Origin of the sequence: Phaeobacter sp. A36a-5a (genome assembly GCF_037911135.1) — a bacterium.
GTDB lineage: Bacteria > Pseudomonadota > Alphaproteobacteria > Rhodobacterales > Rhodobacteraceae > Phaeobacter > Phaeobacter bryozoorum.
Genome location: NZ_JBBLYU010000005.1, coordinates 183,562 through 206,932, shown reverse-complemented (window position 1 = coordinate 206,932; position 23,371 = coordinate 183,562). Strand labels below are relative to the sequence as shown.

Sequence of the window (23,371 nt, the reverse complement as noted above, 5' to 3'; positions counted from 1 at the left end):
GGTTGACGGCGACCGATTGCTGATCCGGCCTGCGGTGTTTGCTGATGAGGGTTTCCTGGCGCATATTCCTGGTGCTGCGGTGTTGCCTCAGGCTCGGCTGAAGAGCTGCTTGAGGCTCGACAGGGCAAACAGGCTCGCGGCGAGGCAGACAATTGTCGGCCCGGTGGGCGTGTCGAACATGAACGCCAGTTGCAATCCGCCCAACGCCGAGATCGCGCCCGTGATGGCTGCAATCACCGTCATGCGTTCCGGTGTCGCGGCAAACGGGCGCGCGGTGGCGGCCGGGATGATCAGCATGGCTGCAATAAGCAGAACGCCGACAACCTTGATCGCTACGGCGACCACAACCGCCAGCGCCAGGGTCAGCACCAGTTGTTCGCGGCGCGGATCAATGCCTGCGGCGTAGGCCAGATCCGGGTTCAAGGTCGCGGTCAGCAGGGCGGACCAACGCCACCACAACAGGGCCACAACAAGGATTGCGCCGCCCCAGATGATCATGAGATCCTGACCATTGACCGCAAGGATATCGCCGAAGAGATAGGCCATCAGATCCAGCCGTACACCATGCAGGAAAGAGACGGCCACAAGACCAAATGCCAGCGATGAATGAGCGAGCACCCCGAGCAGCGTGTCAACGGCATAGCCCCGACCGCTGAGGGTTGAGACAACCGTCGCCATGATCAGGGCCATGGCAAGGACGCCGACAAAAATCGACGTGTCGAAGCTGAGCGCAATTGCGATGCCGAGGATGGAGGCGTGGGCCGTGGCATCACCAAAATACGCCATCCGTCGCCAGACCACGAAACAGCCCAAAGGGGCCGCCGCAAGGGCAACACCGACGCCTGCAAAAGCGGCGCGGATCAGAAAGCTGTCGAAGATTGTCATGACTGTTGTCTCACCAGATCGGGCGTTGCAGGTTGCGGGTCATGCGCGTGATCATGACCGCAGCTGTGATCATGGGAATGATTGTGTTCGTGCCGGTATAGCGCCAGAGCGCCTTGGGTCCCGGTGCCGAACAGCGCCCGGTATTCCGGGGCGGAGGCGACATGCGCAGGCGCGCCTTCGCAACAGATATGACCGTTGAGGCAAATCACCCGGTCCGACGCGGCCATAACCACGTGCAATTCGTGACTGACCATCAGAATGGCGCAGCCCAGATCGCGGCGCAGCTGTTCAATCTGCTGGTAGAAGGCGGCTGATCCGGGCTGGTCCAGCCCCTGCGTGGCCTCATCAAGGATCAACAGCTGTGGATCGCACAGCAGGGCGCGCGCCAGCAGAACTCGCTGGAACTGACCTCCCGAAAGACCGGTCATCTGGCGTTTCATCAGCTGCCCGGCGCCCGCTTGCTCTAGCGCTGTTCGTGCTGCGGCGTCGGTCACGGGGCTGGGCAGGCTCAGGAAGCGGCGCACTGTCAGCGGGAGCGTCGGGTCGATATGCAGTTTTTGCGGCACATAGCCGATCCGAAGTCCCGGCGCCTTTGACACGGTGCCACGGGTGGGACTCAGCGCGCCAATGATGGTGCGCAAAAAGGTCGATTTGCCGGAGCCATTGGGGCCGACGATCGTGACAATCTCTCCGGGGTTAATGGCAAAGTCGACGTTGTGCAGCACGGGGTTGGCATTGTGGCGTACGGTGACGCCGTCCAGATTGACCAGTGTCATTGCGCGTCGTCCTGCTGGCATTTGGGGCACAGGCCCTCGGCCTCCATCACCGTCCGTTCGATCAGGAATCCTGCCTCGCGGGCGGCAGTTCCCAGACGACCGTTGGTGGTTTGCGAGGGGGCTTCGGCAACCGCGTTGCAGGTGCGGCAGATCATGAAGACCGGCGCGTGATCGTCGCCGGGATGGCTACAGGCCACAAAGGCGTTGAGTCGTTCGATCTTGTGCACAAAGCCGTTCTTCACCAGAAAATCCAAGGCGCGATAGGCGATTGGTGGCTGTGATCCAAGCCCTTCGTCGCGCAGGATGTCGAGCAGATCATAGGCGCCCATGGCGCGATGGGCCTGGAGCAGGATTTCCAGCACGCGGCGGCGTACCGGGGTGAATTGCAGGCCATGTGCACGGCAATGGGCATCTGCAACGGCGATACCGTCGTTTATGCAATGGCTGTGGTCGTGCGCATGAAATCCGATGGGGTCCATCTGAGGCTCCGTTGGGCGGTCTCTCTTTCGGGGTTGATATGTTATGTTATGACGTTTATCAACTGCCGTAATGTTATACAATTACATGAGGCCATCATGGGACATCTCCGCTATCTTGCAATTGCCGCAACTGTCTGTACCACAGCGACGACAGCTCTAGCCGAGGTTCCGACGGTCGCGGCTGATATCACGCCAGTCCATGGCCTCGTCTCGCGGGTGATGCAGGGGGTTGGCGCCCCTGAGCTTGTGGTGCCGCCTGGCGCTTCGCCGCATAGCCACGCGATGCGCCCCTCCGAAGCGCGGGCATTGGATCAGGCGAATCTGGTGTTCTGGGTTGGCCCGAGGCTGACCCCATGGTTGGAGGGGCCTATCGCGACGCTGGCCTCTGACGCCACGGTTATCTCCCTGCTTGAGGCTGACACAACGCGGCAGCTGACGGTGCGTGACACAGTTCAGTTCGGGCGCGGTGATCACGATGAGCACGCAGAAGAACACTCCGATGACCATCATGAGGGGCATGGGGATGACCACAATGATGCCCATCACGATGAGGAGGGGCACGACGATCACGGCCACAGGCACGAGCCGGGAAGCCTGGATCCGCATGCCTGGTTGATGGCGGAGAACGGCAGCGCCTGGTTGCAGGTCATCGCCGAGGCCCTGGCTGACGCCGATCCCGACAATGAAGCGCTATACCTGCGGAACGCCGCAGAGGGGCAGGCTGAAATTGCGGCGGCGACCGCTGAAATCTCCGCCAAACTGACCCCGGTTGCGGGCAAGCCGTTTGTGGTTTTTCACGATGCTTATCAGTATTTTGAAACCGGGTTCGGTGTTCAGGCCGCCGGTGCGATCTCGCTCAGCGATGCCTCTGATCCAAGCCCGGCGCGGATCGCGGAGATTCGCGCGACGGTCCAAGAGATGAAAGTGCAATGTGTGCTGTCAGAGCCGCAGTTTAACCCGGGCCTGGTCGCGACGGTTCTGGACGGTACGGAGGCGCGCACAGCTGTTGTTGATCCACTGGGTGTAACGCTGGATCTTGGCCCGGATTTCTATCCGAAGCTTCTGACATCTGTCGGGGCGGCCATCGCCAGCTGCTATTGATCAACAGCTGGCGATCTTGAGCCCGAGCGTTCGGCCAACAGATGGATCAGCGTGGCCCCTGTTTCGTAATAGGCGCCACGCAAACCTGCGAAGGGCAACCGGTGATGGTGGCTCAATGGGACTGGCAGCTGGGATGGGTCTTCACCAATCAGCGCGTCTGCCATGCGTCTGCCAAAGAGCGTGCCGGGACCGATGCCCCGGCCCGAATATCCAAAACAGGCAAACCCTTGACCAAGATCTATAATCTTGGGGATGTGCTCCGTTGTCATGGCGATTCTGCCTGCCCATTGCGTCTCGAGCGGGTAGTCTGCAAGAGCAGGGAACATGCCCGCCAGTTTGCGCCGCAACCAGTTGCTGTGCACACGGCCGGCTGGGTGTGAGAGTTCCCCCATGCCGCCGATGATCAGCCTCCCCGCACGGTCGCGGCGCCAGGAAGACATGATCAGACCCGTGTCCCAGCAGCCTTCGCCCTGCGGCAGGATCTCGTTGGCCAAATCATCGGGCAGCGGCGCTGTTGCCGCCTGAAAATAGCTGACCGGAATAGACGCCGGTGCTGCGTAGCCCGCGATGGGTTGCGGATAGGCATTGGTCGCCATGATCAGATGTCTGGCGCGCACCGTGCCACCGGGCGTCGCGACGAGCCAGCCAGTGGCGTGACGGTCAAGAGACACGACCGGAGACTGGGCGTGCAGACGGGCCCCCTGGGCCATCGCGGCGCGGGCCAATCCGATGGCATAGGCCAGCGGTTGAATCGTGCCGGCACGGGGGTCGAACAACGCGCCATGGACCGCGTCGCTGCCGACCCGAGCAATTGCTTCGCTGCGCGACAGCAACCTGACCGGAGCGCCAATCGCAGCCAGCTGCCGGTGGCGATTGTGAAGATCCTTCAACCCAGAGGGCGCATGGGCGCAATGCAATGTTCCACTACGGACCGGTTCACAGTCGATCTGATGGGTCTTGATCAGATCAAAGACAGCTGCGGGCGCTGCTGCCAGCAGCTCCGAAAGCCGCGCGCCAGCCACATGTCCCAGTGCGGCGTTGATCTCTTCTGGCGGCAGCCAGAGACCGGCGTTGACCAGCCCGACATTCCGCCCGGATCCGCCTGCGCCAAAGCTATCGGCCTCCAGCAGGCAGACATCAGCACCCATCTCTGCCGCGCGCAAAGCGGCGGAGCATCCGGTGTAGCCGCCGCCGATGACAACGAGATCGGCCGAAACCTCGCCGGTCAAAACGGGGGCCGAGAGCACCTCGCGGGTGGTTTCCTGCCAGAGGCTGCGACCCGGCTCGTGCGTCATGACCGACGGCCTTCGACCTCGGGAGACGTCGTCTCGATTGTCTGGTGTTGCATTTGCGCCTCCCTCCTTGGCGTGACGGGTGTCGGACACCGTTTGCTGATGGCCTGTCACCCTTCGGGCATATCGCAGCGACTGGCCTCTGCCGAGAGAAATCAGCAGAGCGCACACGGTTTACCGTGAGATTTCATTCGGCATATGTTTGCCCCTGTGCGCACCGCCCACGTCCTCGGGTGCGACGGACACGGATTTAACGATAGCATGGCACTGTGTCCCAACCGCGAGGTTCAGCGCAACGGCAGATCGTCGGGTGACCCGCGCCAACAGGGCGCCGGCGGGCGTCTGCAATGATATCATAATACCCGGTCCCCCGCCGCTGCGCAGGGCGGTGATCCGACCCGGAAGAATGTTCAGCGCAGACAGGCCGATGGGGCGCTCACGCGAGAGGATCACCTCGTGTGCCGATATTCGCACACGCACGGTTTGACCCGGCGGATGTGGCACCTGCGGCAGGAACAGCGCAATGCCACCGGCATTCAGTTGGCTCAGCCCATCTGGATGGTGCTGCTCAACGACGGCCTGAAGGATAGCGCCCGCGCCGCGCACGCCGGTCGGCATGATGGCCGGATCAGCGAGGACAACATCGGCAGGACCAACGCGACTGCATTTTCCATCCTGCAGGGCGACCACTGTCGTTGCCAGGCGGGCAACCTCGGCAACGGAATGAGTCACATAGAGTATCGGCACCGAGAATTCGTCGCGCAGCCGCTCAAGATAGGGCAGGATCTCTGCCTTTCGCGCCTCGTCCAACGCGGCAAGAGGCTCATCTGCCAGTATCATGTCCGGTGCGGCCAGCAATGCACGGCCGATGGCCACGCGCTGTTTCTCGCCCCCGGAGAGATGTGTCGGGTGGCGTTTCAGCAGCCCGCCCAGCCCTAGCATGTCAACCACGGTGTCAAATGGCGCTGCCTTACGGTTCTTGCCGATAAACCGTTGACCGTAAGAGAGGTTTTTTGCCACCGTCATATGCGGGAAGAGCCGGGCATCCTGAAAGATATAACCGATGCGGCGCCGATGAGGCGGGATGTTGATGTCGGCACCGGTGTCCAGAACAATGCGATCCTTTACGCGGATCTTGCCAGTGGCCGGTTTCAAAAGACCTGCGACCGCGTTGGTGACGGTGGTTTTCCCGGCGCCTGAGCGGCCAAACAGGACGGTCACCCCGGCCGGCGCTGCAAAATCGACATCAACGGCAAGTTGCCCCAGTTGATGGGTGAGCTTGACCTCTAGCATGTGGCGCCCCGCACACGTTTTGCCACCCGTCGCGCCAGCCATTCGGAGGCCAGCAAAGCTGCCATGGCGATGACAACGGAGACGATCACCAGACGCAGCGCGGCATTTTCACCGCCAGGAACCTGCAGGAAGGCGTAGATCGCCGAGGGAATGGTCCGCGTCTGGCCGGGGATGTTGGAGACGAAGGTGATCGTTGCTCCAAACTCGCCCATCGCCTTGGCAAAGCCAAGCACAGCACCCGCAAGCACGCCGGGCAGGATCAGGGGCAGCGTGATGGTCACGAAAACCCAGAACCGCGATGCGCCAAGCGTTGCAGCGGCCTGTTCCAATCTTGGATCTACGGCCTCCAGCGAAAGGCGCATGGCGCGCACCATCAGCGGGAATCCCATGATCGCGGCGGCGAGCGCAGCGCCGGTCCAGCGAAAGGCAAATGTGATCCCGACCGCATTCAAGGCCGTGCCGACCGGGCTGGGGCCGCTGAACACAATCAACAGAATGTAGCCGGTCACCACCGGTGGCAGGATCAGAGGCAGATGGACCACCCCGTTCAGCAGGGCCTTGCCCCGAAACTGCCCGCGCGCCAGCGCCAGCGCCACCATCAGCCCCAGAGGAAGCGACAGCAGGGTTGCCCAGAACGACACTTTCAAGGACAGGGCGACCGCCTGCCATTCCTCGGGACCAAGCCACTGCATGTCGAAGGATCACTCCACTAGAACGGTGAAACCTTGCCCGACAAAGATGTCTTTCGCAATCGGGCTGCTTAAGAAGTTGAGGAAATCCATGGCCTTCTGCCCATTGTGGGTTGCCGCGGCAGGGTAGACTATCGGCCCGTGGCTGTCTGCCGGGAACCGGTCAACGACGGTAACGTCGCTCACTCCGACAATGTCGGAGCCGTAGACGATGCCAAGCCCGGCCGCTCCACGGCGGACAAGCGCCAGGGCTGCCCGAACATTGTCTGTCTGGGCAATATGTGGGTGCAATTGATCCCAGAGCCCGAGGTGCTGCAGCGCGGATTTGCCGTAGATGCCTGCTGGCACCGCATCAACCAACGCCATCGCCAGCGGGCGATCCTGGACCTGTTCCAGAAGCCCTGACCCGTCGTTCAGTGACAGCGCGTCACTCTTTTGTTGTGCGGCGGCGGGTGCAATCAGGAGCAGAGAGTTGCCGAGCAGATCGAACCGGGTATCCGCAGCAATCAGGTCTTGGCTCTGGGCCCAGTCCATCCAGGCTGCGTTGGCAGAAATGAAGACATCCGCCGGTGCACTATATTGCAGCTGCCGGGCCAGAAGGGAGGACCCGGCCAGGGACAGATCAACGGCGATGCCGGTTTGCTCCTCATAGACCTGCGATATCTGCTCCAACGCGGTTTTGAGACTGGCTGCGCCAAAGATGGTCAACCGATCGGCCAATGCTGCCCGGGGCAGCACGAAGGTGAGGGCAAGGGCAAGGCAAGCAACGCACCGAATTATCCACGATCCCAGACCCTTGGGCAGGGTGAACTGCTGGTTGTGTTGCACGGTAGATCCTGTCGTCGGATGACACATTGGATCATAGCGGCTCATCCGGGCAGGCTGCAAGGCGCAAGAGGGTTGGTAAAGCCTCAACCCATGACCAGAAAGAAGGGCCCGAAACTAGCGGACCCTTCCTGAAATTTCTGGCGATTGCGGACACGGGACACAGGCGTGTTGCCCGTCCCTTTCTGCCTTAGAACAGCGTCACTGCGCCAACATCTGCCGCAGGCTTGGCAGCCGGTGCCGGACGTGCCGCGACCCGTTCCTGTTCGCCCAGACGCCGATCATCCTTCACCTGTGTCTGCTGTGCAGCACCCGAAACAGCGTGGAAGCGGACCCGTCGTGCCGAGGTTCCACCGACGCTGGAGGAGACAACAGCGATGCCCTCATCCCTCAGAAAGCGCTGGACAAAATCCGCATTTGAGGCCCCGATATCGGAGAGGTTGGCCGACATCTTGGCGCCGCCAAAGACCTTTGCCTTCAGGTTTTCGCGGCGAGCGCCCTTTTTCATGATGCCGTTGATCAGCAGTTCCATCGCGTGGATCCCATAGCGGGCATTGACGCTATCGCTGGCCGTCGAGGAGGCCAGCAGGAAATGGTTCATGCCGCCGACGCCCACTTGGTCATCGTAGATACATGCCGCGATACAGGACCCAAGCACGGTAGAGAAGACCACGGTTGGTGATGTCGATACGCGATACTCGCCCTGTAGGACGGTCACCGTGGTGGAGTTAGCAAATACGCTCAAGGTGATTTCCTTCCCAGTTATCTGTCAGGTCTTGCAAGCCTGAATCAATGTTCCGGCCATTCGCGCAAGCGAGACCTGTTGCTGCGCGGCGCCCATTTCCCAGGCGACACGTGGCATCCCGTAGACGACGCTGCTTTTTTCGTCCTGAGCAAAGGTTTTCGCCCCAGCTTTGCGCAGTTCAAGCAGCCCTTGCGCCCCATCTTGGCCCATACCGGTTAAGATTGTCGCAACAACGCTCTTTGCCATCGGGACTGCAGACATAAAAAGCGCATCAACCGACGGCATGTGACCCGAAATCGGCGGGCCTTCCTTGAAGCGTGTGCGATAGGGTTTGCGAGGGGTGAGCCCCATGTGGCGGGGCTGCCCTGCGGCCACATATACATGGCCGGGCGACAAGTTCATATTGTCATCCGCAGACAGCACCTTTGCCGGACAGATGCGATCCAGAAGCGAGACCAGCCCGCGCCCAAAATTCTTGCCGGTGTGCTGAACAATCAATGTTGGCGGACAGTTCAGGGGAAATCCGACCAATACGCTGCGCAGGGCTTCGACACCGCCGGTGGATGAACCGATGAGGATGATCTTGTCGCTGCCGGGGCCTGCGGCAGCGGCAGTGCCCTTTTGCATGGGAGAGGCCTGATCCCGTCGCGGGGCCTTGACCATCATGTCGAAGTAGCGGGCAAAATCACGCGGATTGTCGGATTTTGTGAGTTCGAAGATCCCGGCACCCACATCGAGCAGAGGGGATGAGCTGCGCGCCGGCGTCGATGTCTGGCTGTCCATCACAGATACCCAACGGATATCCAGCGCAGAGAACAGGGCCAGCATCATTTCGAATTCGGGCAGTTTGGTGAACCCATCTTCGACAAAGGCGAATGTGGGTTGCCCGGCTTCCGCCTGATTATAGGCCATCATCAGATTATTGGCCAAGAGCACTTGGAGGCCAGGATAGGTGGCCTCCATGTGGTGTTGTATGGTCTGCGCAAAACGCCGGTCCGTGGTGATGATCAATAGGCTCTGTGACAATGCTCATTCCGCTTGTTGCGTTCGGACAAGGGCCGAAGTGTTTCAGATGTAGGGGCGCCCGGTCCAACTACGGTCCGGGCGCCTTCCGCAGGATCAGAAATCCTGCCAGATGTCCCTGGCCGCGTTGCCATTGGTGCTGGCAGCTGCCGGTGCCGGTTGCGGTGTGACCGCCTCCATATCCCAGTCGTCGCCATGGGCGCTGGGGGCAGAGGGCGCCTCGTCAGGAGCTTCGTCAAACGCCATGGTTTGCGGCTTCTGCATCGCTCCGGTCTGGCCTTCAGTCGATTTTGGCATGGGGGCTGTATTGCCGCGCGATTGAGCTGCGCCCGCCGCGACCCGGAAATGGGCGACCAGCTGGGCCAGCTTGGTGGCATCGGCATTGAGCATATGCCCGGCGGCAGTGGCCTCTTCGACCATGGCGGCGTTCTGCTGGGTGACCTGGTCAAGCTGGGTCACGCCGGTGTTGATCTCATGCAGACCGGTCGACTGTTCGCTGGCACCGGTTGCGATGCCCGAAACCAGTTTCGAGATATGACCGACCCGCTCCACGATGCTTTGCAGCGCGTCGCCGGTTTTGCCCACCAGATCAACGCCCCGCTCCACCTGCTTGGTGCTGTCGCCGATCAGCGTCTTGATCTCCATCGCCGCATCCGAGGACCGCTGCGCCAGGGCGCGCACCTCGCTGGCGACCACGGCAAAGCCCTTGCCCGCCTCGCCGGCCCGCGCGGCCTCGACACCGGCGTTCAGCGCCAGAAGGTTGGTCTGGAAGGCGATGTCGTCAATCACCCCGATGATCTGCGAAATATGGGTCGAGGACTGCTCGATCTCGGTCATTGCGGAGACGGCGCTCTGCACCACGGTGCCACTTGTTTCGGCCTCCTGTTTGGCTTCCTGCATGATGCTTTCGACACTGCGGGCGCCTTCGGCGGCGGATTTCACGCTGGCCGTCATCTCGTCCAGGGCGGCGGCGGTTTCTTCCAGCGTGGCGGCCTGGCTTTCGGTGCGGTTGGACAGGTCGTCGGAGGCCTGGCTGATCTCATTGGCGCCGTTGCGGATGCTTTCGGCGGTGTCGATCACCTGGGTCACAGTGGCGCTCAGCGTTTCCGCGGTGCGGTTGAAATTCTCCCGCAGCTTCTCGTGATGCGCCGGGAACGGATCGCTGATCGGCTGGGAGAAATCGCCACCGGCAAGACGCACCAGGCCGGAGCTCAGCTGTTCGACGACGATTTCCTGTTGCCGCTGCAGTTCCGCGCGCTCCAGTTCCGCCGAGCGAGCCTGTTTCAGATCATCCTGCAGGCTGATCAACTGCTTGCCGATATCGCCGATTTCATCGTTTTGATTCGCTTCCGGGATCGGTGATTCGAGATTCCCGGAGGCAACCTCTTCGATTCGACCGCAGATCCGGTTGATCGGCTTGGTGATTGAGCGCGCAAACAGCCAGCCGAATACAGACATACCTGCGGCACAGGCCAGCGAGATCAACAGCAGACGATTGCGATCGCGGTTTACGGGGGCAAACAGCTCTGCGCGGTCCTGTTCGGCCACGATCGCCCAGTTGGCCTGCGGCAGGCCTACGGGCTCAGAGTAGGCGACTACAGCACTGCCGGTCACACCAGTTGTGTTGGCATAGAAGCCTGAATTGCCAGCGAGGGCGTCAGACAGGTGCTCGGCTGTGTCCAGTTCGTCAAGAACCTTGCGATGGTCGTCATGGCGCGATTTGGTGCGGACTTTCATATCCTGACCGACGATGAACACATTCAGCGTTTCGGTCATCTCGCTTGCCGGGTTTACGATATTCGTCAGCATCTCGACGGGCACTTGCAACGCCAGGACACCCTGAAGTTTTCCTGCACCATCGAACACTGGAGTCGCAACAAATGCGGCCGGATCGCCGTTGCTGGGCGCATAGCCTTCGAGATCGGCAAAGATCACGGTTCCCGCCGATGCCTTGATGGCCGAGCGGAATGCCTTGCCCAGACCTGATGCGGCATAGGCGCCATCAACCAGATTAGAGGCATAGTCCGCTTCCTTCGTCACGGAATAAACGATGTCGCCTGCCGGGTTGATCAAGAAGACGTCGTAATACCCCTTGTTCTGCAGAACGGCAGTCAGTGATGGATGAAAACGGGCATGGTGCATGTGATAAGGCGAATCGCCGACCCCCCGGTTAAGGAGGTGTTTTTCGCCGGCTTTGTTCGGGTTGGCGTCAACATAGGCGTTCCGCAGAACCTTCTGTGCGTCACCTTCGATCCCGTCCCAGGTCATCGTGAACCACTCCAGCGCGGTGGCCGTCGACGGAATGGTGGCCAAGGTCGACGCATCCGCCTCGATACCCTCCATCAGCGCACGCAGGGCAACACGGCGATCCTCTGTCATCGCGTGGAATTGTTGTTCGGCGTGTTTTATCGCCGCATTTTGCAGCGCAACCGAGCTGATCGTGACGAAAGCCGCCGTTATCAGCACACCGAACCCCACAATGAAGAGGGGCAACTTATACGCCAGACGCAAGGTGGGAATAATTTTCATCGGACACTCCATTCACAGGCACAAGAAGAGGATGGTGGCCTCTGCTTTCCCTTCTTGATGCCTGCTAGGAGTTAATTTCGAGCTTACGAGCGGTTGGTTTTTCACGGCAATTTCCCGGTAAAACTCCACAGCCGGGGCACCGCCGGAGTCCGTATAATTATATTACCCTACGCTGCTGCTGTTTTTGTGGCGGTACGCCAGGCGGAAAAATTCAGACGATTTGCAGCCGGTAAAATTTTGCGAAATTGCAGTTGGTTTTTACCGCCAAATCCTCGCTAATTCCGGGCCCCGGGGCGCCGGTCCGGCAATCAAATATTAAGGCCCGGCGTCTACTCCTACCGTATCGACTTGAAACCTGTCGCCGAATACGGGGGTGCGAATCGCTGACCATGACGACGGAAACGCAAAAACACATCTTGGACCTGCCCAATGCTTTCTCGGATCTTGATCCGCTGATTTCATTCTTGCGCGGGGCGCGCACTCAGGCAGTGGAGATTGATTGCAGCAGTGTGGCGGTCATGCCGTCACGCTGCCTGCAGCTTCTGCTGAGCGCAGAACAGCAATGGCGATCGGAGGGGCTGGGGTTCTCAGTCTCTAAGATCACTGAAGGGTGCCGGAAATCGCTCACTCTTTTGGGGCTCGAGCCCAACCGATTTGAAGACGAGGAAACAGCATGAAGACGAAAGTTCTGGCAATCGACGATTCCCGCACGATCCGGAATCTCCTGGCCGCCGCTCTTGAAGAGGCCGGTTTTGAATACCATTGCGCGGTGGATGGCCGCGAAGGTGTGGACATGTATGCCGACGTGGCTCCGGATGTGGTGATTACCGACATCAACATGCCAAACCTCGACGGGTTCGGCGTCATTGAAGAGCTGCGCGGGGAAGGCATCAATTCCAAGGTTCCAATCCTGGTCCTGACCACCGAGAGCGCGCCCGAACTGAAGGCCCGCGCCCGCGGTGCCGGCGCGACCGGATGGATCACCAAGCCATTCGACGACGCATCCCTGATTTTCGCGCTGAAACGCGTCACCGGGGCCGCAGCCTAAGATGGCCGGGTCGATACAGGACACATTCTTCGAGGAGTGCGAAGAGCTCCTCGAAGCAATGGATGAGGGTTTGACCGCTATCGAAGGAGGCGATCATGACCCTGAGGTGGTCAATGCTGTCTTCCGGGCGGTTCATTCGATCAAAGGGGGGGCGGGCGCATTTGGCTTGGATGAGCTGGTGGCCTTTGCCCATAAATTCGAAACCGTCTTTGACGAAGTGCGGGCCAACCGGCTTGGTCTTGATACCAAGCTGATCCAGCTGTTGCTGCGCTCCAGCGATCATCTCTCTGATCTCGTTTCGACCGCGCGCGATGGTGGCAGCACCGATGAGGCCCATCACGATGTGCTCATCGCGGCTCTCGAGGAATATATCGATGAGGATGAAGAAGAGGTGGTTTTCCAGCCCATGGGGTTGGGCGGTGCCTTTGAGATGTCGCCAATCGAGGTGGAGAAAGAGCGGGTTTACTCGATCCGTTTCCATCCATTGAAAGACATGTACGGGACCGGTAACGAGCCTTACTTCCTGTTCCAGACGCTAGCTGATCTGGGCACGCTGGAGGTGACGCTTGACGAGAGCGAGTTGCCAGGTTTCGATGCTCTGGATACCGACGAGAGCTATCTTATCTGGGCCTTGACGCTCACCACAACAGAGCCAAAGTCTGCAATCGAGTCTGTGTTTGAGTTTGTCGAAGGGCTGTGCGAGCTGTCCATCGAATCCGACATGGATGAAGAAGACGAGGCCAATGCTCTGGCTGCACTGGAGGCTGCATTTGGTGCCGCTCCAGAGGAAGGCGGTGATCAGGTGGCTGCCCCTTTTGAACCGCCGGTCTCAGCTCCAGAACCGGAGGCTGTGGCGGCCCCGGTGGCCGCGAAAGCGGCTGCGCCAAAAGCTGAGGCCGCGAAGTCCGAGCAGCGTGGGCCAAATCCAACGCTGCGGGTCGACCTGGAACGCGTCGATCGTCTGATCAACGCCGTCGGCGAATTGATCATCAACCATTCGATGTTGGCACAGCAAATTGCCAACCTTGATGTTGCGGATCTGCGGGATGTCGAGACCGAACTGGAGGGCTTTAAAAATCTTGCCCGCGATATCCAGGAAGGTGTCATGTCTATTCGCGCGCAACCCGTCAAACCGCTGTTTCAGCGTATGGCGCGGATTGTTCGTGAGGCCTCAGCCGCAACTGGAAAAACAGCTAAGCTGATCACCGAGGGTGAGAATACCGAGGTCGACAAGACGGTCATCGAGCGTCTCTCCGATCCGTTGACCCATATCTTGCGGAACGCGGTCGATCACGGTGTCGAAAAGCCCGACGATCGCGAAGCTGCGGGTAAAAGCCGCAGCGGCGAGATCCGTCTGTCAGCGTCTCACCGGTCCGGTAGTGTCTGTATCGAGATCAAGGACGATGGTGCCGGCGTTAATCGCCCGCGGGTGAAGCAGATCGCGATCGACAAAGGTCTCATTCCAGAGAATGCGGACCTGACCGACAGCGAGATCGACAACCTGTTGTTCTTGCCTGGTTTCTCCACAGCCAAAGAGATTTCCAATCTCTCCGGGCGTGGTGTTGGCATGGATGTGGTCAAAAACGCTGTCACAGCTTTGGGCGGGCGGATCAATATTGCCTCTACCCCGGGCAAGGGGTCGGTCTTCACCATCATTCTGCCCCTGACACTTGCAGTCATGGATGGAATGGTTGTTTCGGTCGCCGACCAAACGATGGTTGTCCCGATCACGTCCATTGTCGAAACAATGCGCGGCAGTGATGACATGGTCAACAATCTGGGGGCCGATGGCACGCTGCTGTCGATCAGGGGTAACTTCGTCCCTGTTTGCGATGTGGGCGGGGCGCTTGGATTGTCCAAGGCCGACCAGGATCAGCCACCGGGCGTCTATCTTCTGGTAGAAACGGAGACTGGTCAGCGCAGTGCCTTGGCCGTGGACGATATTCACGATCAACGCCAGGTGGTCATCAAAAGCCTCGATGGCGTTTGCGGGAATATTCCCGGCGTCGCCGCTGCCACCATTCTTGGTGACGGTAAGATCGCTATGATCCTTGATCCTGAAAGTATTCTTGCGGCTTCGCCTTCTGCAGCCGCTTTCGACACAGAGCGGAGAATAAGCAATGCAATCGCAAGCTGAAGCCAAATATGAAGATTCAGAAGTCAAACACGCCCAGCACAGCGAATTTGTCAGTTTCACCGTTGCTGGTCAGGCGTTCTGTCTGAAAATCACGCAGATCCGGGAAATCCGTCGCTGGTCTCCGGTGACGATCCTGCCTCATGCGCCCGCAGATGTCTTGGGCGTGATGAACCTACGCGGCGCGGTGATCCCGATCTACGATCTGTCCGCGCGATTTGGGCTGCAGCAGACCGAAGCGAGCGAGCGAAACGTCGTGATCGTTGTCTCGGTGCACGGCAAGCCGGTTGGTCTGCTGGCAGAGTCAGTATCGGAGATCATCTCGATCAACCCGGATGATATCCAGGACACCCCGCCGGTGGATAGTCGCAACACGATGGACTACATCCAAGGGATTATTTCGCACGATGAAACCATGGTGCGGATCATCAATCTGGATGCGGTCATCACTGTACCGGAACAGGTGATCTCGTGACCATTGCCAATCCCATTGATTCTCGTGCGGATGGTTTCACCCTGTCTGATCAGGATTTCGAAGCCATCGCCGATTTCGCGCACAAGCACTTTGGGCTGGCCATGTCCAGCAGCAAGAAACCCTTGGTTTCTTCTCGCTTGGCGCGGCGGTTGCGCAAGCTCAACTATACCGATTTCAAATCCTACCTGAAGGAGTTGAACGGACCAAATGCGGATGTGGAGCGCAGCGAGCTGCTGTCTCTGCTGACGACAAATGTGACGCAGTTCTTTCGAGAGCCGCATCACTTTGACACTTTGCGCGACGACGTGCTGCCGCCGCTCCTGGAAAAGGCGCGTCGCGGAGATAGGGTGCGAATTTGGTCGGCAGGGTGTTCGAACGGGCAGGAACCCTACACCATCGCGATGGTGCTAAAGGAACTGTGCCCGGATGTTGAGAAACTGGATGTCAAAATCCTTGGCACCGATATCGATCCTGTTGTTGTCCGCAAGGCGTCGTCGGCACGCTACTCTGCTGAAGAGCTGTCGCAGATCCCGCAGAAATACAGCGGCTACTATAAGATCGAAGGGCAAGATGGTGCGATCCGCGAAGATCTGCGTGCCCTGCTGACATTTGGTGTGCTCAACCTGATCGAACCCTTTCCGTTCAAAGGAAAGTTTGACGCCATCTTCTGTCGAAACGTGGCCATCTACTTTGATACCCCGACCCAGCAAAAGGTCTGGCACGCCTTTCAGCGCAGTCTCAATCCGGGCGGCTATCTGTTTATCGGCCACTCGGAACGTATGTCCGGCCCTGCGGCATCGGCGCTGCAGACCGTCGGGATCACCACTTACTTAAACTCTCCTGCCGGTGGGAACACCTGAGCAGTCCGGCAAAAAAAGAGAAAATGAGGAACTAAAAATGAGCTTGAAAGACTCTCTGCGTGTGATGGTCGTTGACGATATGTCTACCAGCCGAGGCATCCTGACCCAATGTCTGGACGAGCTTGGCGTGAGTAACTACATGGTTGAAAACAACGGGCAATCTGCGTTTCAGAAGCTCGTGACCAATCCGGTTCACCTGGTGCTGTCCGACTACAACATGCCGGGCATGGATGGGCTTGGCCTGCTGAAAGCGCTGCGTGAGCACCGCGTGACGCAACGTGTAGGCTTTATCCTCGTCACGGGCAAACCGACACCGGAGATCGTTGAAGTCGGTCGTCGCCTGGCGATGAATAACATCATTCGCAAGCCGTTCACCGTTGCCACGATGAAGCAGGCAATCGAGCAAGTGGTTGGCCGCCTATGAACATGCAGTCGACACCACCGCCAAAGGGTCACACGGTGAGTGATCTTTGCGATGTGTCACGCGCGGAAATGCAGCGGTTGCAAACCCAGGTGCAGGCGCTTGAAGATACGGTGCTTACAATCTTTGAGCGTGGGACGCCTCCAACCCGCGAAGAGCGGCAATCTCTGCAAGATTTCGATCTTGTCGTGCAGACGCTTGCGGCCCTGGGAAAGTTCTATGCGGAACTACAGAAGCTTGCGAAGGAAACCGGCGGTATCAATCTCAACGATAGCAGCGCCGTGGTGACATTGCACAAACTGCGTGACCGGCTCCGCGATCCGGCCAGCGCATCTCAGAAGTGAGACCCTCTGCACCGCCCATCGGGCGGTGCAGTCATATCTTGGGTCGTGCGCATGTCTGGTCGCTGGCGTATCTGCCGCATGTTTCGGCTGGTGTTATGTCAGGCGGTGGCGTAGCGCGGGCAGGCGCGTCAGGATCAACCCGTCCAGCATCAGCAGCGCCAGAAGAGCCAGCCCCGCCATCGGAAAGGCAATGCATACTGCAATTCCGACCAGTCCTGCGCCTTTCCAGAGAGGCAGCTCCTTGGGCATCGGCGGGGCGGAGAGGCGGCCTGATTTGGCAGGACGACGCTTCCACCAGAGCACCACGGCACTGGCACATAGAAACAGGATTGAGAGGCAAACCAGCGTATTTGCCAGAACGCTCCACAGTCCCAACGTGCCCATATGGAGGGCAATCCCGACGGCCATCGCCTTTCCGGGCCAAGAATAATCGGCAAATCGGACATCCGCCAGAATCTTACCGGTGTAGCGGTCGACATGGACAGTCCGGTCAGAGGTGGGGTTGATACTGTCGGTGCTCATGGAATCGCGGCTTAGGGTCCAGACACCGGTATCGCCGCGTGCAATGCTGAGCTGATATCGTCCGCCAAATCCGATATGGCGCGCCAGGGCGTCAATGCTGTCGATGTCGACAGTTGCACCGATAACACCGCTGATGCCCGCAGTTCCCCCTGAAGCTGGCATCGGCGTCTGCTCAAGTGCCCAGGGAACCTCGCGGCGGGTGTGGTCCATGCTGGCATGGGTATCGCCGGACAGGGGGACGTTGTCCCATTTCTCCGCCGGAAACTGGCTCCAGGCCTGAACCAGTTTCCCACCCCAGATTCCGGCCCAGGCAAGGCCTGAAACCAGAAACAGTGCAAGAAAAAGCGAAATCCAGAAACCGACCACCCCGTGCAGAGATCTCCACGTCGTCCGGCCGCGTCCCCGGCTCGGCAGCAATGCGTGGCGCCAGCCCAGATTTCGGTGCCACCACATGTATAGGCCGGTCGCGATCAGCAGCATGGTCAGAGAGGCAGCGGTTTCCAGGATGCGGTCGCCAGTGACGCCGAGCATCAGATCGCTATGCAGACTGTCGGCGAAATCATACCATCCGCTGCGGCGCGGGAAGGTTTCGATGACCGTGGCCGTATAGGGGTCAACCGCAACCATCACTGCGTCACCGTCGTGATCGATGCGAAAGAGCGCGGCGAGGTCGGCCCCTCGGGGGGCCACATATGTTTTCAAGATGCCATCAGGCAGGATTGCCTGCGCGGCATCGGCCTGCGCCGAAAGTGGCAGGGCGTGGGCTTGGACAGTGACGGGGGTACGTTCGCCATCGCGCCCGTCGACCCAGGCGATCCACAGCATGGCCAGCCCGGTTAGCGCGAGTGTTGCGAGAAACGGAATGACGAACAGACCGGTGTAGAAATGCCACCGCCAGGCAGCAAAATAGAGTTTCTGCGTGCGGCCCTGCGGCTGCACGGGGGAATGGGGCAGGGTCATAGGTTGGCTCCAGGCCTTTTTTGGCTGCCGGTGTGGCAGCGCATAGTTTGCAATTGACGTCAGAGAAGGAAGGTCAATGGCGCTGGAGGGGCCCGGGTGCGATGTGCCGGACCACGCGGGCGGTCGCGGCGCAGCGGTTTGACGACGGCTGCGCGTGTTCTCGGACGCTGTACCAAGCTCAGGCCGGGCGTTTCTGGATGGCTCGGCATCAGGGCCGCAGCGGTCAGTCGGCAGGCCTCACATTTTGCACGAGCACCGTGATCTGGGTCCGTGCTGTCACCACAGAGATCGCTTAATGTGCCGCCTGCGGCGACAAAGGCGGCATAGTCGGGCGAGTCAACGGCGCGGTCATAGCGATGTGCAAATCCGGTGCCGACCATGGCCAGCACCAGTGCTAGCATCATGGCCAGCCGTGGCAGGATATGTACCGCGAATCGCATGTGCAGTGTGTTACTTCGACTGCGACGTGATGGCGAGTGATTCTGCTGTATTACCTAAGCTTTTGTGAGCAAAATCATTGCACTAGGTTGGTACAGTCCCGACGATGGTGTCGCGCTAGGTGTCCGTCGCCGGTCGTCGGGTGGAGACCAGGGCCCGTCCGAAGAGCAATGCGAAGCCGAAGAAGGCGATGCACCACGCGATTGCCGAGATCAGATAGAGCTCATGCGCTATATCGGACCCGCTGTTCGCCACAAGCCGCGCGAAGGTGGCTATGATGATCGCCAACAGGAGCAGTCGGGTGCCTGCTCCTGCGACCAGTGGGCGGCCGGTATGTCCGAGCGTGGCGCGGATCATGACGGCCAGCGTCATTATGCCAATAGCCCCGGCCATCCACAGATGCTGGGCGGATGCGGGATCCAGCGGCAGCCGCAGCAGCCGGATCGAGGCCATCAGGAGGGCGCCGATGGGGATCATTGCATAAGCCAGGTGCAGAATGCCCAGCAGTGGCTCCGCTCCTGTGTGATGTCCCTGCCAGCGGACCAGTCGCAGCATCTGCGCAACACCAAAGATGGCCAGCGCCGCTGCGGCTGCGATGTGATCTGGTACAGCAACCCATATGGCCAAGGTCGGCAGGCTGAGTGCCAATGCGATTTTGTCCAGAGATTGCATTGGATCCGCAGGGCGCACATCAGCCCCCTGTTTGACCAACCAGTTCCGGGTGAAACTGGGGATGATACGTCCGCCGATCAGGCAGATCATTCCAATCGCGTTGGCCAGTCCCAGACGCAGCCCCAACCCCTGTGCGGGATAGCCGCCCGCAGCCGTTTCCAGATGCAGCAGAAGCAGCGCCAATGCGTGTATAGCCAGCAATAGAAGGATGACGAGGTTGCGCCAGTTCTTTCCTGCGATGATCTCGCGCAGGACCACGGCGCCAAGCATGAGTGGAAAACTCACATCGACCAGAGTGAGGGTCCAGACCGGAAGAAATGCGCCACATAGCGTCACGAGACGTCCCGCCATCCACAACAGAACCAGTGCCAGCAGCGGTCCTCCGGTGAGCGGAGCGCGACCGGTCCAGTTTGGCACGGCGGTAAGCAGAAAGCCCGCGAGAACGGCGCTGAGGAAACCAAAGAGAAAAGACTTCGCGTGCCAGGATACAGGATCAAGCCTGAGCGGTAGGGTCAGCGTTCCGCCGAGCAGCCCGATCCAGGCGATCATCGCCAGTCCTGCCCAAAGCGTCGCAAGCAGGAAAAACGGCCGGAAACCATAGGAGAGTATCGGCGGGGTGCGCAATGTCGTTGTGGAATTTCCGGCATCTGCCTTGGTGGTCACGGCCATGGGTCAGCTCCGCTGGTATTCGGGTAACAGGTTCAGGATTGCGGCACTTCGGCGCTGTCCATAAGGTGTCGGATATGTCCGGCAAAGGCGTAGGTGGCGGGCAGGGCGATTACCGCACCTATGATGATCGACGGGGATATGCCCAGAACGGGCAGACCCAGCCAGCTGGTGATCAGAGCAGCGAAATATACGTTCAGTGCCATCGCACCGGCGCCAAACGGGTAGAGTGTGACGGTTATGCGCAAGCGCGACCAACCGGCTCGCGCAGTCATCGCCGCATCACCAGCATGTGCACCGCCGCAAGCGCCATAACCAAGGCGATGCAGGCCAGTACAAACCAGAATTCGGCAGTTGCCGATTGCGCGTGCGGAACAGGCCGGTCAAAGCCCTTGGCCATGGCGGGCGAAGCGACGGTCGCGGCGCAGGATAGGATGAGCAAGATACGGCGCATGTCAGGTCTCCTGTGTGAGTGTTCGGTAAATGTCGGGCAGCGCGCGGGTCAGCCGTGTGGGATCCGACAGCAGTGAAAACCCGCCGCGTCCGAAAATTCGGGCAAACCAGTCCTGACCGTCTTCGTCGATGATGATGCCGTGCAGGCGCTGGCCTGCGCGCCGGGCTGTCCGAACGGCCATGCGGCTGTCTTCGATGCCATGCTGGCCTTCGTAATGGTCCAGATCGTTGGGTTTGCCATCGGTGAGGATAATCAGCAGCTTACGGCTGGACGGCTCCGTTGCCAACTGCGCGCTGACGTGGCGGATTGCGGCGCCAAGCCGTGTATAATGGCCCGGTTGCAACGCGCCGATATTGGCGGTGACGTCCTCAGACATCGGCGTGTCGAACCCCTTGCAGCGGGTCAGGAAAACGCGATCGCGGCGGAGCGAGGAGAACCCCCAGATCGCCAATCGGTCGCCGCCCACGTCGATCCCGAACGCAAGCGCCGCCATGGCATTGCGCGCAATCTCAATCACGCTGCTGTCCGCAATTGCGGCCTCGGTGGAACGCGATGTGTCGATCAGAAAGGCGACCGATAAATCCCGCTGTTGCTGGCGTGTGTTCTGCCAGAGCCGGTCACTGCCGCGCCCTGTTGCGGCCAGCTCGGCCCGGGCGCTGATCACCGCATCGAGATCCAGCTCGGCGCCGTCGATCTGGCGCGGTTGCAGGATCCGGCGTGGACGCAGGGCCTCGAACTGGCGACGGACGCTGCGGATCTGGCGCGGATCGGGGCGGAAGGGACGTGTGGTTTCAGGCTGCGCTGCGGCCTCCAGCACGCGGCAATGATCCGCCATCTCGCTTTGGCTACGATGGTTCCATTCGGGATAGGTGAATTCAGCGCTCAACCGTTCGTGTTCGGCATCTGCGGGCGACAGGTCCAAATGCAGTCGAAGCCGCGAGGCAAGGCGGCGGTCGTGTTTGGTCAGAATTATCAGATCCTGATCCTCGGCGGCTTTCTGGGCATTGTCCGGATCGTCGTCATCAACGCTTCGGTTGATGTTCATGGACTCGACCCAGGACAGGATTGATTCAAATCGGTGCAGGATGAAGCTGTCCTGGCGACGGGCCTGCTCCTGGTCTGCACGCACGCCGAGCTTGCGTTGGCTCATGGTGGCGGCGGCCAGTGGCGTCCTTTGGTCATCAGGATCGGCCGCAGCCGAGGCGGAACTCTCGGGGGAGGAATAGCGCAGCCAGATCGGCACCGGAGCGAAGGGCATGTATCTTTGGGACCTGCTGCTGTCTGTCGAGGGAGTGAATTCGCCCCAGTCGGTCGCCATGGCCCAAGGATCCAACGACAGGGCGGCGACGATCTGCTCTGCCACTGCGCGTTCGGCCGTATGCAACGGTCGTGATTGGCGCTGTGTCACACATAAAGTGGCCATCCGGAGATAAGCGGGCCGCAGGCCCGGACAATGTTCGGCAGCCCGCCTGCTGGCGGCAATGTTGGCCCGAATCCGGGCCATGTCCAGCGCTTGCGCAGGCATGTCGGCGCGCGGGTGCAGTTCTGCTGGATCGGTTGCCGCCGCCAGCGCAACAAGCCAGAAATAGGCGGCCCGGTTCAGATCGTAGCTGGGAAAGCAGGCGATCACCGGCGGCAGGGCCAGCCGCGTGCCGTCATAGCAGGGGATATATTCACGCAGCCGGTCAGCGGCGATCCGATGGCCGAAGGAGCGACGATGCTGCGCGACGGTAGCGGGGGTTTCGACCAATTCCACAGAGGCAGTTCCCCCCAAGGCGCGAAACAGGACGGCAAGGCTGCGCCGCAGGTCCTGCAACCGGCAGGCCGCAGCAGATAGAATTTCACCATCCGTTGCGACCTCACCGGCGAGATTGCTGGCCATATCGTGCCAGAGGTTGCCAACAGTTTCCTCCGGCTCCATCAGGTCGAGCAATTTCATGGCGCTACCCGTAGATCGTGGCGATCAGATCGCGCAGCGCTTGTTTGATATCCTCTTCATCGGTGAGGGGCTCGATGATCGCGGCGTCCAGTGCCGCTTCTATCGCCATGCCGCTTTGGATCAGGCTGGCGGTGTAGATCAGCAGCCGGGTCGAGACACCTTCCTCAAGATCCATGCCCGACAGCGACCGGATGTGCCCGGCCAGCCGGACCAGAGGCTGAACACGGGACGGATCCAGGCCGCTTTCCTGCGCAACGATGGCGATTTCCGCCTGCGGGTGCGGGAAGTCGAAGCTGGCTGAGAGAAAGCGCTGACGTGTTGAGGGTTTGAGACGCTTTAGCACGTTCTGGTAGCCCGGATTGTAGGAGGCGACCAGCATGAAGCCTGGCGGCGCCACCAGCTCTTCTCCGGTGCGGTCGATCATCAGCCTGCGGCGGTTGTCTGTCAGAGGGTGCAGCACAACTGTCACATCCTTGCGCGCCTCGACGACCTCATCGAGATAGCAGATCCCGCCTTCTCGGACAGCCCGGGTCAGTGGTCCGTCGACCCATTGGGTGTCGCCGCCCTTCAGCAGGTAGCGGCCAATCAGGTCGGCGGCCGAGAGGTCATCGTGGCAGGCCACAGTGTATAGCGGACGGCCGAGCCGGGCGGCCATATGTTCGACGAAACGTGTTTTGCCGCAGCCGGTTGGCCCCTTTAGCAGAAGGGGGAGACCCTGGCTGTATGCGGTTTCGAACAGGGTGCATTCTACTGCAATTTCAGAGTAGTGCGGGATCGCGCAGGGGGTTTGCATATTCATGG

At 60.2% G+C, this 23,371-nt stretch carries 25 protein-coding genes; 8 read left to right on the top strand and 17 right to left on the bottom strand.

Annotation, left to right across the window (positions count from 1 at the left end):
- Positions 1-87: 87 nt before the first annotated feature.
- The 3 genes from WLQ66_RS18075 to WLQ66_RS18065 are packed head-to-tail and all read right to left on the bottom strand — an operon-like array spanning position 88 to position 2,140.
- Complete coding sequence (locus WLQ66_RS18075) at positions 88-885, bottom strand: metal ABC transporter permease (RefSeq protein ID WP_340547728.1); 798 nt, start codon at positions 883-885, stop codon at positions 88-90.
- Entirely contained in the window at positions 882-1,661 is a 780-nt protein-coding gene (locus WLQ66_RS18070) for an ATP-binding cassette domain-containing protein (protein WP_340547727.1), read from the bottom strand. The genes WLQ66_RS18075 and WLQ66_RS18070 overlap by 4 nt, the downstream gene beginning before the upstream one ends.
- On the bottom strand, positions 1,658-2,140 hold the full coding sequence (locus WLQ66_RS18065; RefSeq protein ID WP_340547726.1) for a Fur family transcriptional regulator: 483 nt from the start codon (positions 2,138-2,140) through the stop codon (positions 1,658-1,660). The genes WLQ66_RS18070 and WLQ66_RS18065 overlap by 4 nt, the downstream gene beginning before the upstream one ends.
- Positions 2,141-2,236: 96 nt before the next feature.
- Between WLQ66_RS18065 and WLQ66_RS18060 the strand changes: the two genes are divergently transcribed.
- Positions 2,237-3,241 carry a zinc ABC transporter substrate-binding protein gene (locus WLQ66_RS18060; RefSeq protein WP_340547725.1) on the top strand — a complete coding sequence of 335 codons (1,005 nt, stop codon included), beginning with the start codon at positions 2,237-2,239 and terminating at the stop codon, positions 3,239-3,241.
- Here WLQ66_RS18060 and WLQ66_RS18055 read toward each other — a convergent pair.
- The 7 genes from WLQ66_RS18055 to WLQ66_RS18025 form a co-directional block, all read right to left on the bottom strand.
- Positions 3,235-4,536 (bottom strand): NAD(P)/FAD-dependent oxidoreductase, encoded by a 1,302-nt coding sequence (locus WLQ66_RS18055; protein WP_340547724.1) that lies wholly within the window; start codon positions 4,534-4,536, stop codon positions 3,235-3,237. The two genes, WLQ66_RS18060 and WLQ66_RS18055, sit on opposite strands and share 7 nt — an antisense overlap.
- A 171-nt stretch (positions 4,537-4,707) precedes the next feature.
- Positions 4,708-5,826, bottom strand: a complete 1,119-nt coding sequence (gene modC, locus WLQ66_RS18050) for a molybdenum ABC transporter ATP-binding protein (RefSeq protein ID WP_340547723.1) — start codon at positions 5,824-5,826, stop codon at positions 4,708-4,710.
- Entirely contained in the window at positions 5,820-6,518 is a 699-nt protein-coding gene (modB, locus tag WLQ66_RS18045) for a molybdate ABC transporter permease subunit (RefSeq protein ID WP_340547722.1), read from the bottom strand. Before modB ends, modC begins: the two co-directional genes overlap by 7 nt.
- Before the next feature lie 9 nt (positions 6,519-6,527).
- A complete protein-coding gene (modA, locus tag WLQ66_RS18040) occupies positions 6,528-7,343 on the bottom strand; it encodes a molybdate ABC transporter substrate-binding protein (protein WP_340547721.1) in 816 nt (271 codons plus the stop codon).
- Between the two features lie 187 nt (positions 7,344-7,530).
- Complete coding sequence (locus WLQ66_RS18035; RefSeq protein ID WP_340547720.1) at positions 7,531-8,085, bottom strand: chemotaxis protein CheD; 555 nt, start codon at positions 8,083-8,085, stop codon at positions 7,531-7,533.
- A 24-nt stretch (positions 8,086-8,109) separates the two neighbouring features.
- On the bottom strand, positions 8,110-9,048 hold the full coding sequence (locus WLQ66_RS18030; RefSeq protein ID WP_340547745.1) for a CheB methylesterase domain-containing protein: 939 nt from the start codon (positions 9,046-9,048) through the stop codon (positions 8,110-8,112).
- A gap of 156 nt (positions 9,049-9,204) precedes the next feature.
- Positions 9,205-11,637 (bottom strand): methyl-accepting chemotaxis protein, encoded by a 2,433-nt coding sequence (locus WLQ66_RS18025; protein WP_340547719.1) that lies wholly within the window; start codon positions 11,635-11,637, stop codon positions 9,205-9,207.
- 389 nt (positions 11,638-12,026) lie between these two features.
- On the opposite strand from WLQ66_RS18025, the gene WLQ66_RS18020 reads away from it, so the two are divergent.
- Genes WLQ66_RS18020 through WLQ66_RS17990 form a run of 7 tightly spaced genes read left to right on the top strand, consistent with a single transcriptional unit; the run spans position 12,027 to position 16,919 of the window.
- Entirely contained in the window at positions 12,027-12,314 is a 288-nt protein-coding gene (locus WLQ66_RS18020) for an STAS domain-containing protein (RefSeq protein ID WP_340547718.1), read from the top strand.
- Positions 12,311-12,685: a response regulator gene (locus WLQ66_RS18015; RefSeq protein WP_340547717.1), complete on the top strand. Its 375-nt coding sequence runs from the start codon at positions 12,311-12,313 to the stop codon at positions 12,683-12,685. Before WLQ66_RS18020 ends, WLQ66_RS18015 begins: the two co-directional genes overlap by 4 nt.
- Position 12,686: 1 nt before the next feature.
- Entirely contained in the window at positions 12,687-14,822 is a 2,136-nt protein-coding gene (locus WLQ66_RS18010) for a chemotaxis protein CheA (protein ID WP_340547716.1), read from the top strand.
- On the top strand, positions 14,806-15,294 hold the full coding sequence (locus tag WLQ66_RS18005; RefSeq protein WP_340547715.1) for a chemotaxis protein CheW: 489 nt from the start codon (positions 14,806-14,808) through the stop codon (positions 15,292-15,294). Before WLQ66_RS18010 ends, WLQ66_RS18005 begins: the two co-directional genes overlap by 17 nt.
- Entirely contained in the window at positions 15,291-16,154 is an 864-nt protein-coding gene (locus WLQ66_RS18000; RefSeq protein ID WP_340547714.1) for a CheR family methyltransferase, read from the top strand. Before WLQ66_RS18005 ends, WLQ66_RS18000 begins: the two co-directional genes overlap by 4 nt.
- 37 nt (positions 16,155-16,191) lie before the next feature.
- Positions 16,192-16,578 carry a response regulator gene (locus tag WLQ66_RS17995; RefSeq protein WP_340547713.1) on the top strand — a complete coding sequence of 129 codons (387 nt, stop codon included), beginning with the start codon at positions 16,192-16,194 and terminating at the stop codon, positions 16,576-16,578.
- A gap of 35 nt (positions 16,579-16,613) precedes the next feature.
- Positions 16,614-16,919, top strand: a complete 306-nt coding sequence (locus WLQ66_RS17990) for a DUF8776 family protein (RefSeq protein WP_340547712.1) — start codon at positions 16,614-16,616, stop codon at positions 16,917-16,919.
- A gap of 93 nt (positions 16,920-17,012) precedes the next feature.
- Here WLQ66_RS17990 and WLQ66_RS17985 read toward each other — a convergent pair whose 3' ends face one another.
- The 7 genes from WLQ66_RS17985 to WLQ66_RS17955 all read right to left on the bottom strand — a co-directional run bounded on the left by WLQ66_RS17985 (position 17,013) and on the right by WLQ66_RS17955 (position 23,369).
- The gene (locus tag WLQ66_RS17985; protein ID WP_340547711.1) at positions 17,013-18,401 is read right to left on the bottom strand and encodes a PepSY-associated TM helix domain-containing protein; all 1,389 of its coding nucleotides are present in this window, start codon (positions 18,399-18,401) and stop codon (positions 17,013-17,015) included.
- Positions 18,402-18,460: 59 nt separating this feature from the next.
- Positions 18,461-18,841, bottom strand: coding sequence for a DUF2946 family protein (locus tag WLQ66_RS17980; protein WP_340547710.1), 381 nt, complete (start codon positions 18,839-18,841; stop codon positions 18,461-18,463).
- A 115-nt stretch (positions 18,842-18,956) separates the two neighbouring features.
- Positions 18,957-20,180: an NnrS family protein gene (locus WLQ66_RS17975; RefSeq protein WP_340547709.1), complete on the bottom strand. Its 1,224-nt coding sequence runs from the start codon at positions 20,178-20,180 to the stop codon at positions 18,957-18,959.
- Between the two features lie 32 nt (positions 20,181-20,212).
- Positions 20,213-20,383 carry an NnrT protein gene (locus WLQ66_RS17970; protein WP_340547708.1) on the bottom strand — a complete coding sequence of 57 codons (171 nt, stop codon included), beginning with the start codon at positions 20,381-20,383 and terminating at the stop codon, positions 20,213-20,215.
- A 65-nt stretch (positions 20,384-20,448) separates the two neighbouring features.
- Entirely contained in the window at positions 20,449-20,631 is a 183-nt protein-coding gene (locus WLQ66_RS17965; protein ID WP_340547707.1) for a protein NnrT, read from the bottom strand.
- A 1-nt stretch (position 20,632) separates the two neighbouring features.
- Positions 20,633-22,570: a nitric oxide reductase activation protein NorD gene (locus WLQ66_RS17960; RefSeq protein WP_340547706.1), complete on the bottom strand. Its 1,938-nt coding sequence runs from the start codon at positions 22,568-22,570 to the stop codon at positions 20,633-20,635.
- A gap of 4 nt (positions 22,571-22,574) precedes the next feature.
- The gene (locus WLQ66_RS17955) at positions 22,575-23,369 is read right to left on the bottom strand and encodes a CbbQ/NirQ/NorQ/GpvN family protein (RefSeq protein ID WP_340547705.1); all 795 of its coding nucleotides are present in this window, start codon (positions 23,367-23,369) and stop codon (positions 22,575-22,577) included.
- Positions 23,370-23,371 lie beyond the last annotated feature (2 nt).

Coding starts and splice junctions, on each gene's coding strand:
- WLQ66_RS18070 (WP_340547727.1), bottom strand. CDS start 1,661: ATGACACTGGTCAATCTGGACGGCGTCACCGTACGCCACAATGCCAAC.
- WLQ66_RS18055 (WP_340547724.1), bottom strand. CDS start 4,536: ATGACGCACGAGCCGGGTCGCAGCCTCTGGCAGGAAACCACCCGCGAG.
- WLQ66_RS18065 (WP_340547726.1), bottom strand. CDS start 2,140: ATGGACCCCATCGGATTTCATGCGCACGACCACAGCCATTGCATAAAC.
- WLQ66_RS17975 (WP_340547709.1), bottom strand. CDS start 20,180: ATGGCCGTGACCACCAAGGCAGATGCCGGAAATTCCACAACGACATTG.
- WLQ66_RS17995 (WP_340547713.1), top strand. CDS start 16,192: ATGAGCTTGAAAGACTCTCTGCGTGTGATGGTCGTTGACGATATGTCT.
- WLQ66_RS17955 (WP_340547705.1), bottom strand. CDS start 23,369: ATGAATATGCAAACCCCCTGCGCGATCCCGCACTACTCTGAAATTGCA.
- modB (WP_340547722.1), bottom strand. CDS start 6,518: ATGCAGTGGCTTGGTCCCGAGGAATGGCAGGCGGTCGCCCTGTCCTTG.
- WLQ66_RS18030 (WP_340547745.1), bottom strand. CDS start 9,048: ATGGAGGCCACCTATCCTGGCCTCCAAGTGCTCTTGGCCAATAATCTG.
- WLQ66_RS18010 (WP_340547716.1), top strand. CDS start 12,687: ATGGCCGGGTCGATACAGGACACATTCTTCGAGGAGTGCGAAGAGCTC.
- WLQ66_RS18020 (WP_340547718.1), top strand. CDS start 12,027: ATGACGACGGAAACGCAAAAACACATCTTGGACCTGCCCAATGCTTTC.
- WLQ66_RS17985 (WP_340547711.1), bottom strand. CDS start 18,401: ATGACCCTGCCCCATTCCCCCGTGCAGCCGCAGGGCCGCACGCAGAAA.
- WLQ66_RS17965 (WP_340547707.1), bottom strand. CDS start 20,631: ATGCGCCGTATCTTGCTCATCCTATCCTGCGCCGCGACCGTCGCTTCG.
- WLQ66_RS17970 (WP_340547708.1), bottom strand. CDS start 20,383: ATGGCACTGAACGTATATTTCGCTGCTCTGATCACCAGCTGGCTGGGT.
- WLQ66_RS18060 (WP_340547725.1), top strand. CDS start 2,237: ATGGGACATCTCCGCTATCTTGCAATTGCCGCAACTGTCTGTACCACA.
- WLQ66_RS17960 (WP_340547706.1), bottom strand. CDS start 22,570: ATGAAATTGCTCGACCTGATGGAGCCGGAGGAAACTGTTGGCAACCTC.
- WLQ66_RS18015 (WP_340547717.1), top strand. CDS start 12,311: ATGAAGACGAAAGTTCTGGCAATCGACGATTCCCGCACGATCCGGAAT.
- WLQ66_RS17980 (WP_340547710.1), bottom strand. CDS start 18,841: ATGCGATTCGCGGTACATATCCTGCCACGGCTGGCCATGATGCTAGCA.
- modC (WP_340547723.1), bottom strand. CDS start 5,826: ATGCTAGAGGTCAAGCTCACCCATCAACTGGGGCAACTTGCCGTTGAT.
- WLQ66_RS18075 (WP_340547728.1), bottom strand. CDS start 885: ATGACAATCTTCGACAGCTTTCTGATCCGCGCCGCTTTTGCAGGCGTC.
- WLQ66_RS18025 (WP_340547719.1), bottom strand. CDS start 11,637: ATGAAAATTATTCCCACCTTGCGTCTGGCGTATAAGTTGCCCCTCTTC.
- WLQ66_RS18005 (WP_340547715.1), top strand. CDS start 14,806: ATGCAATCGCAAGCTGAAGCCAAATATGAAGATTCAGAAGTCAAACAC.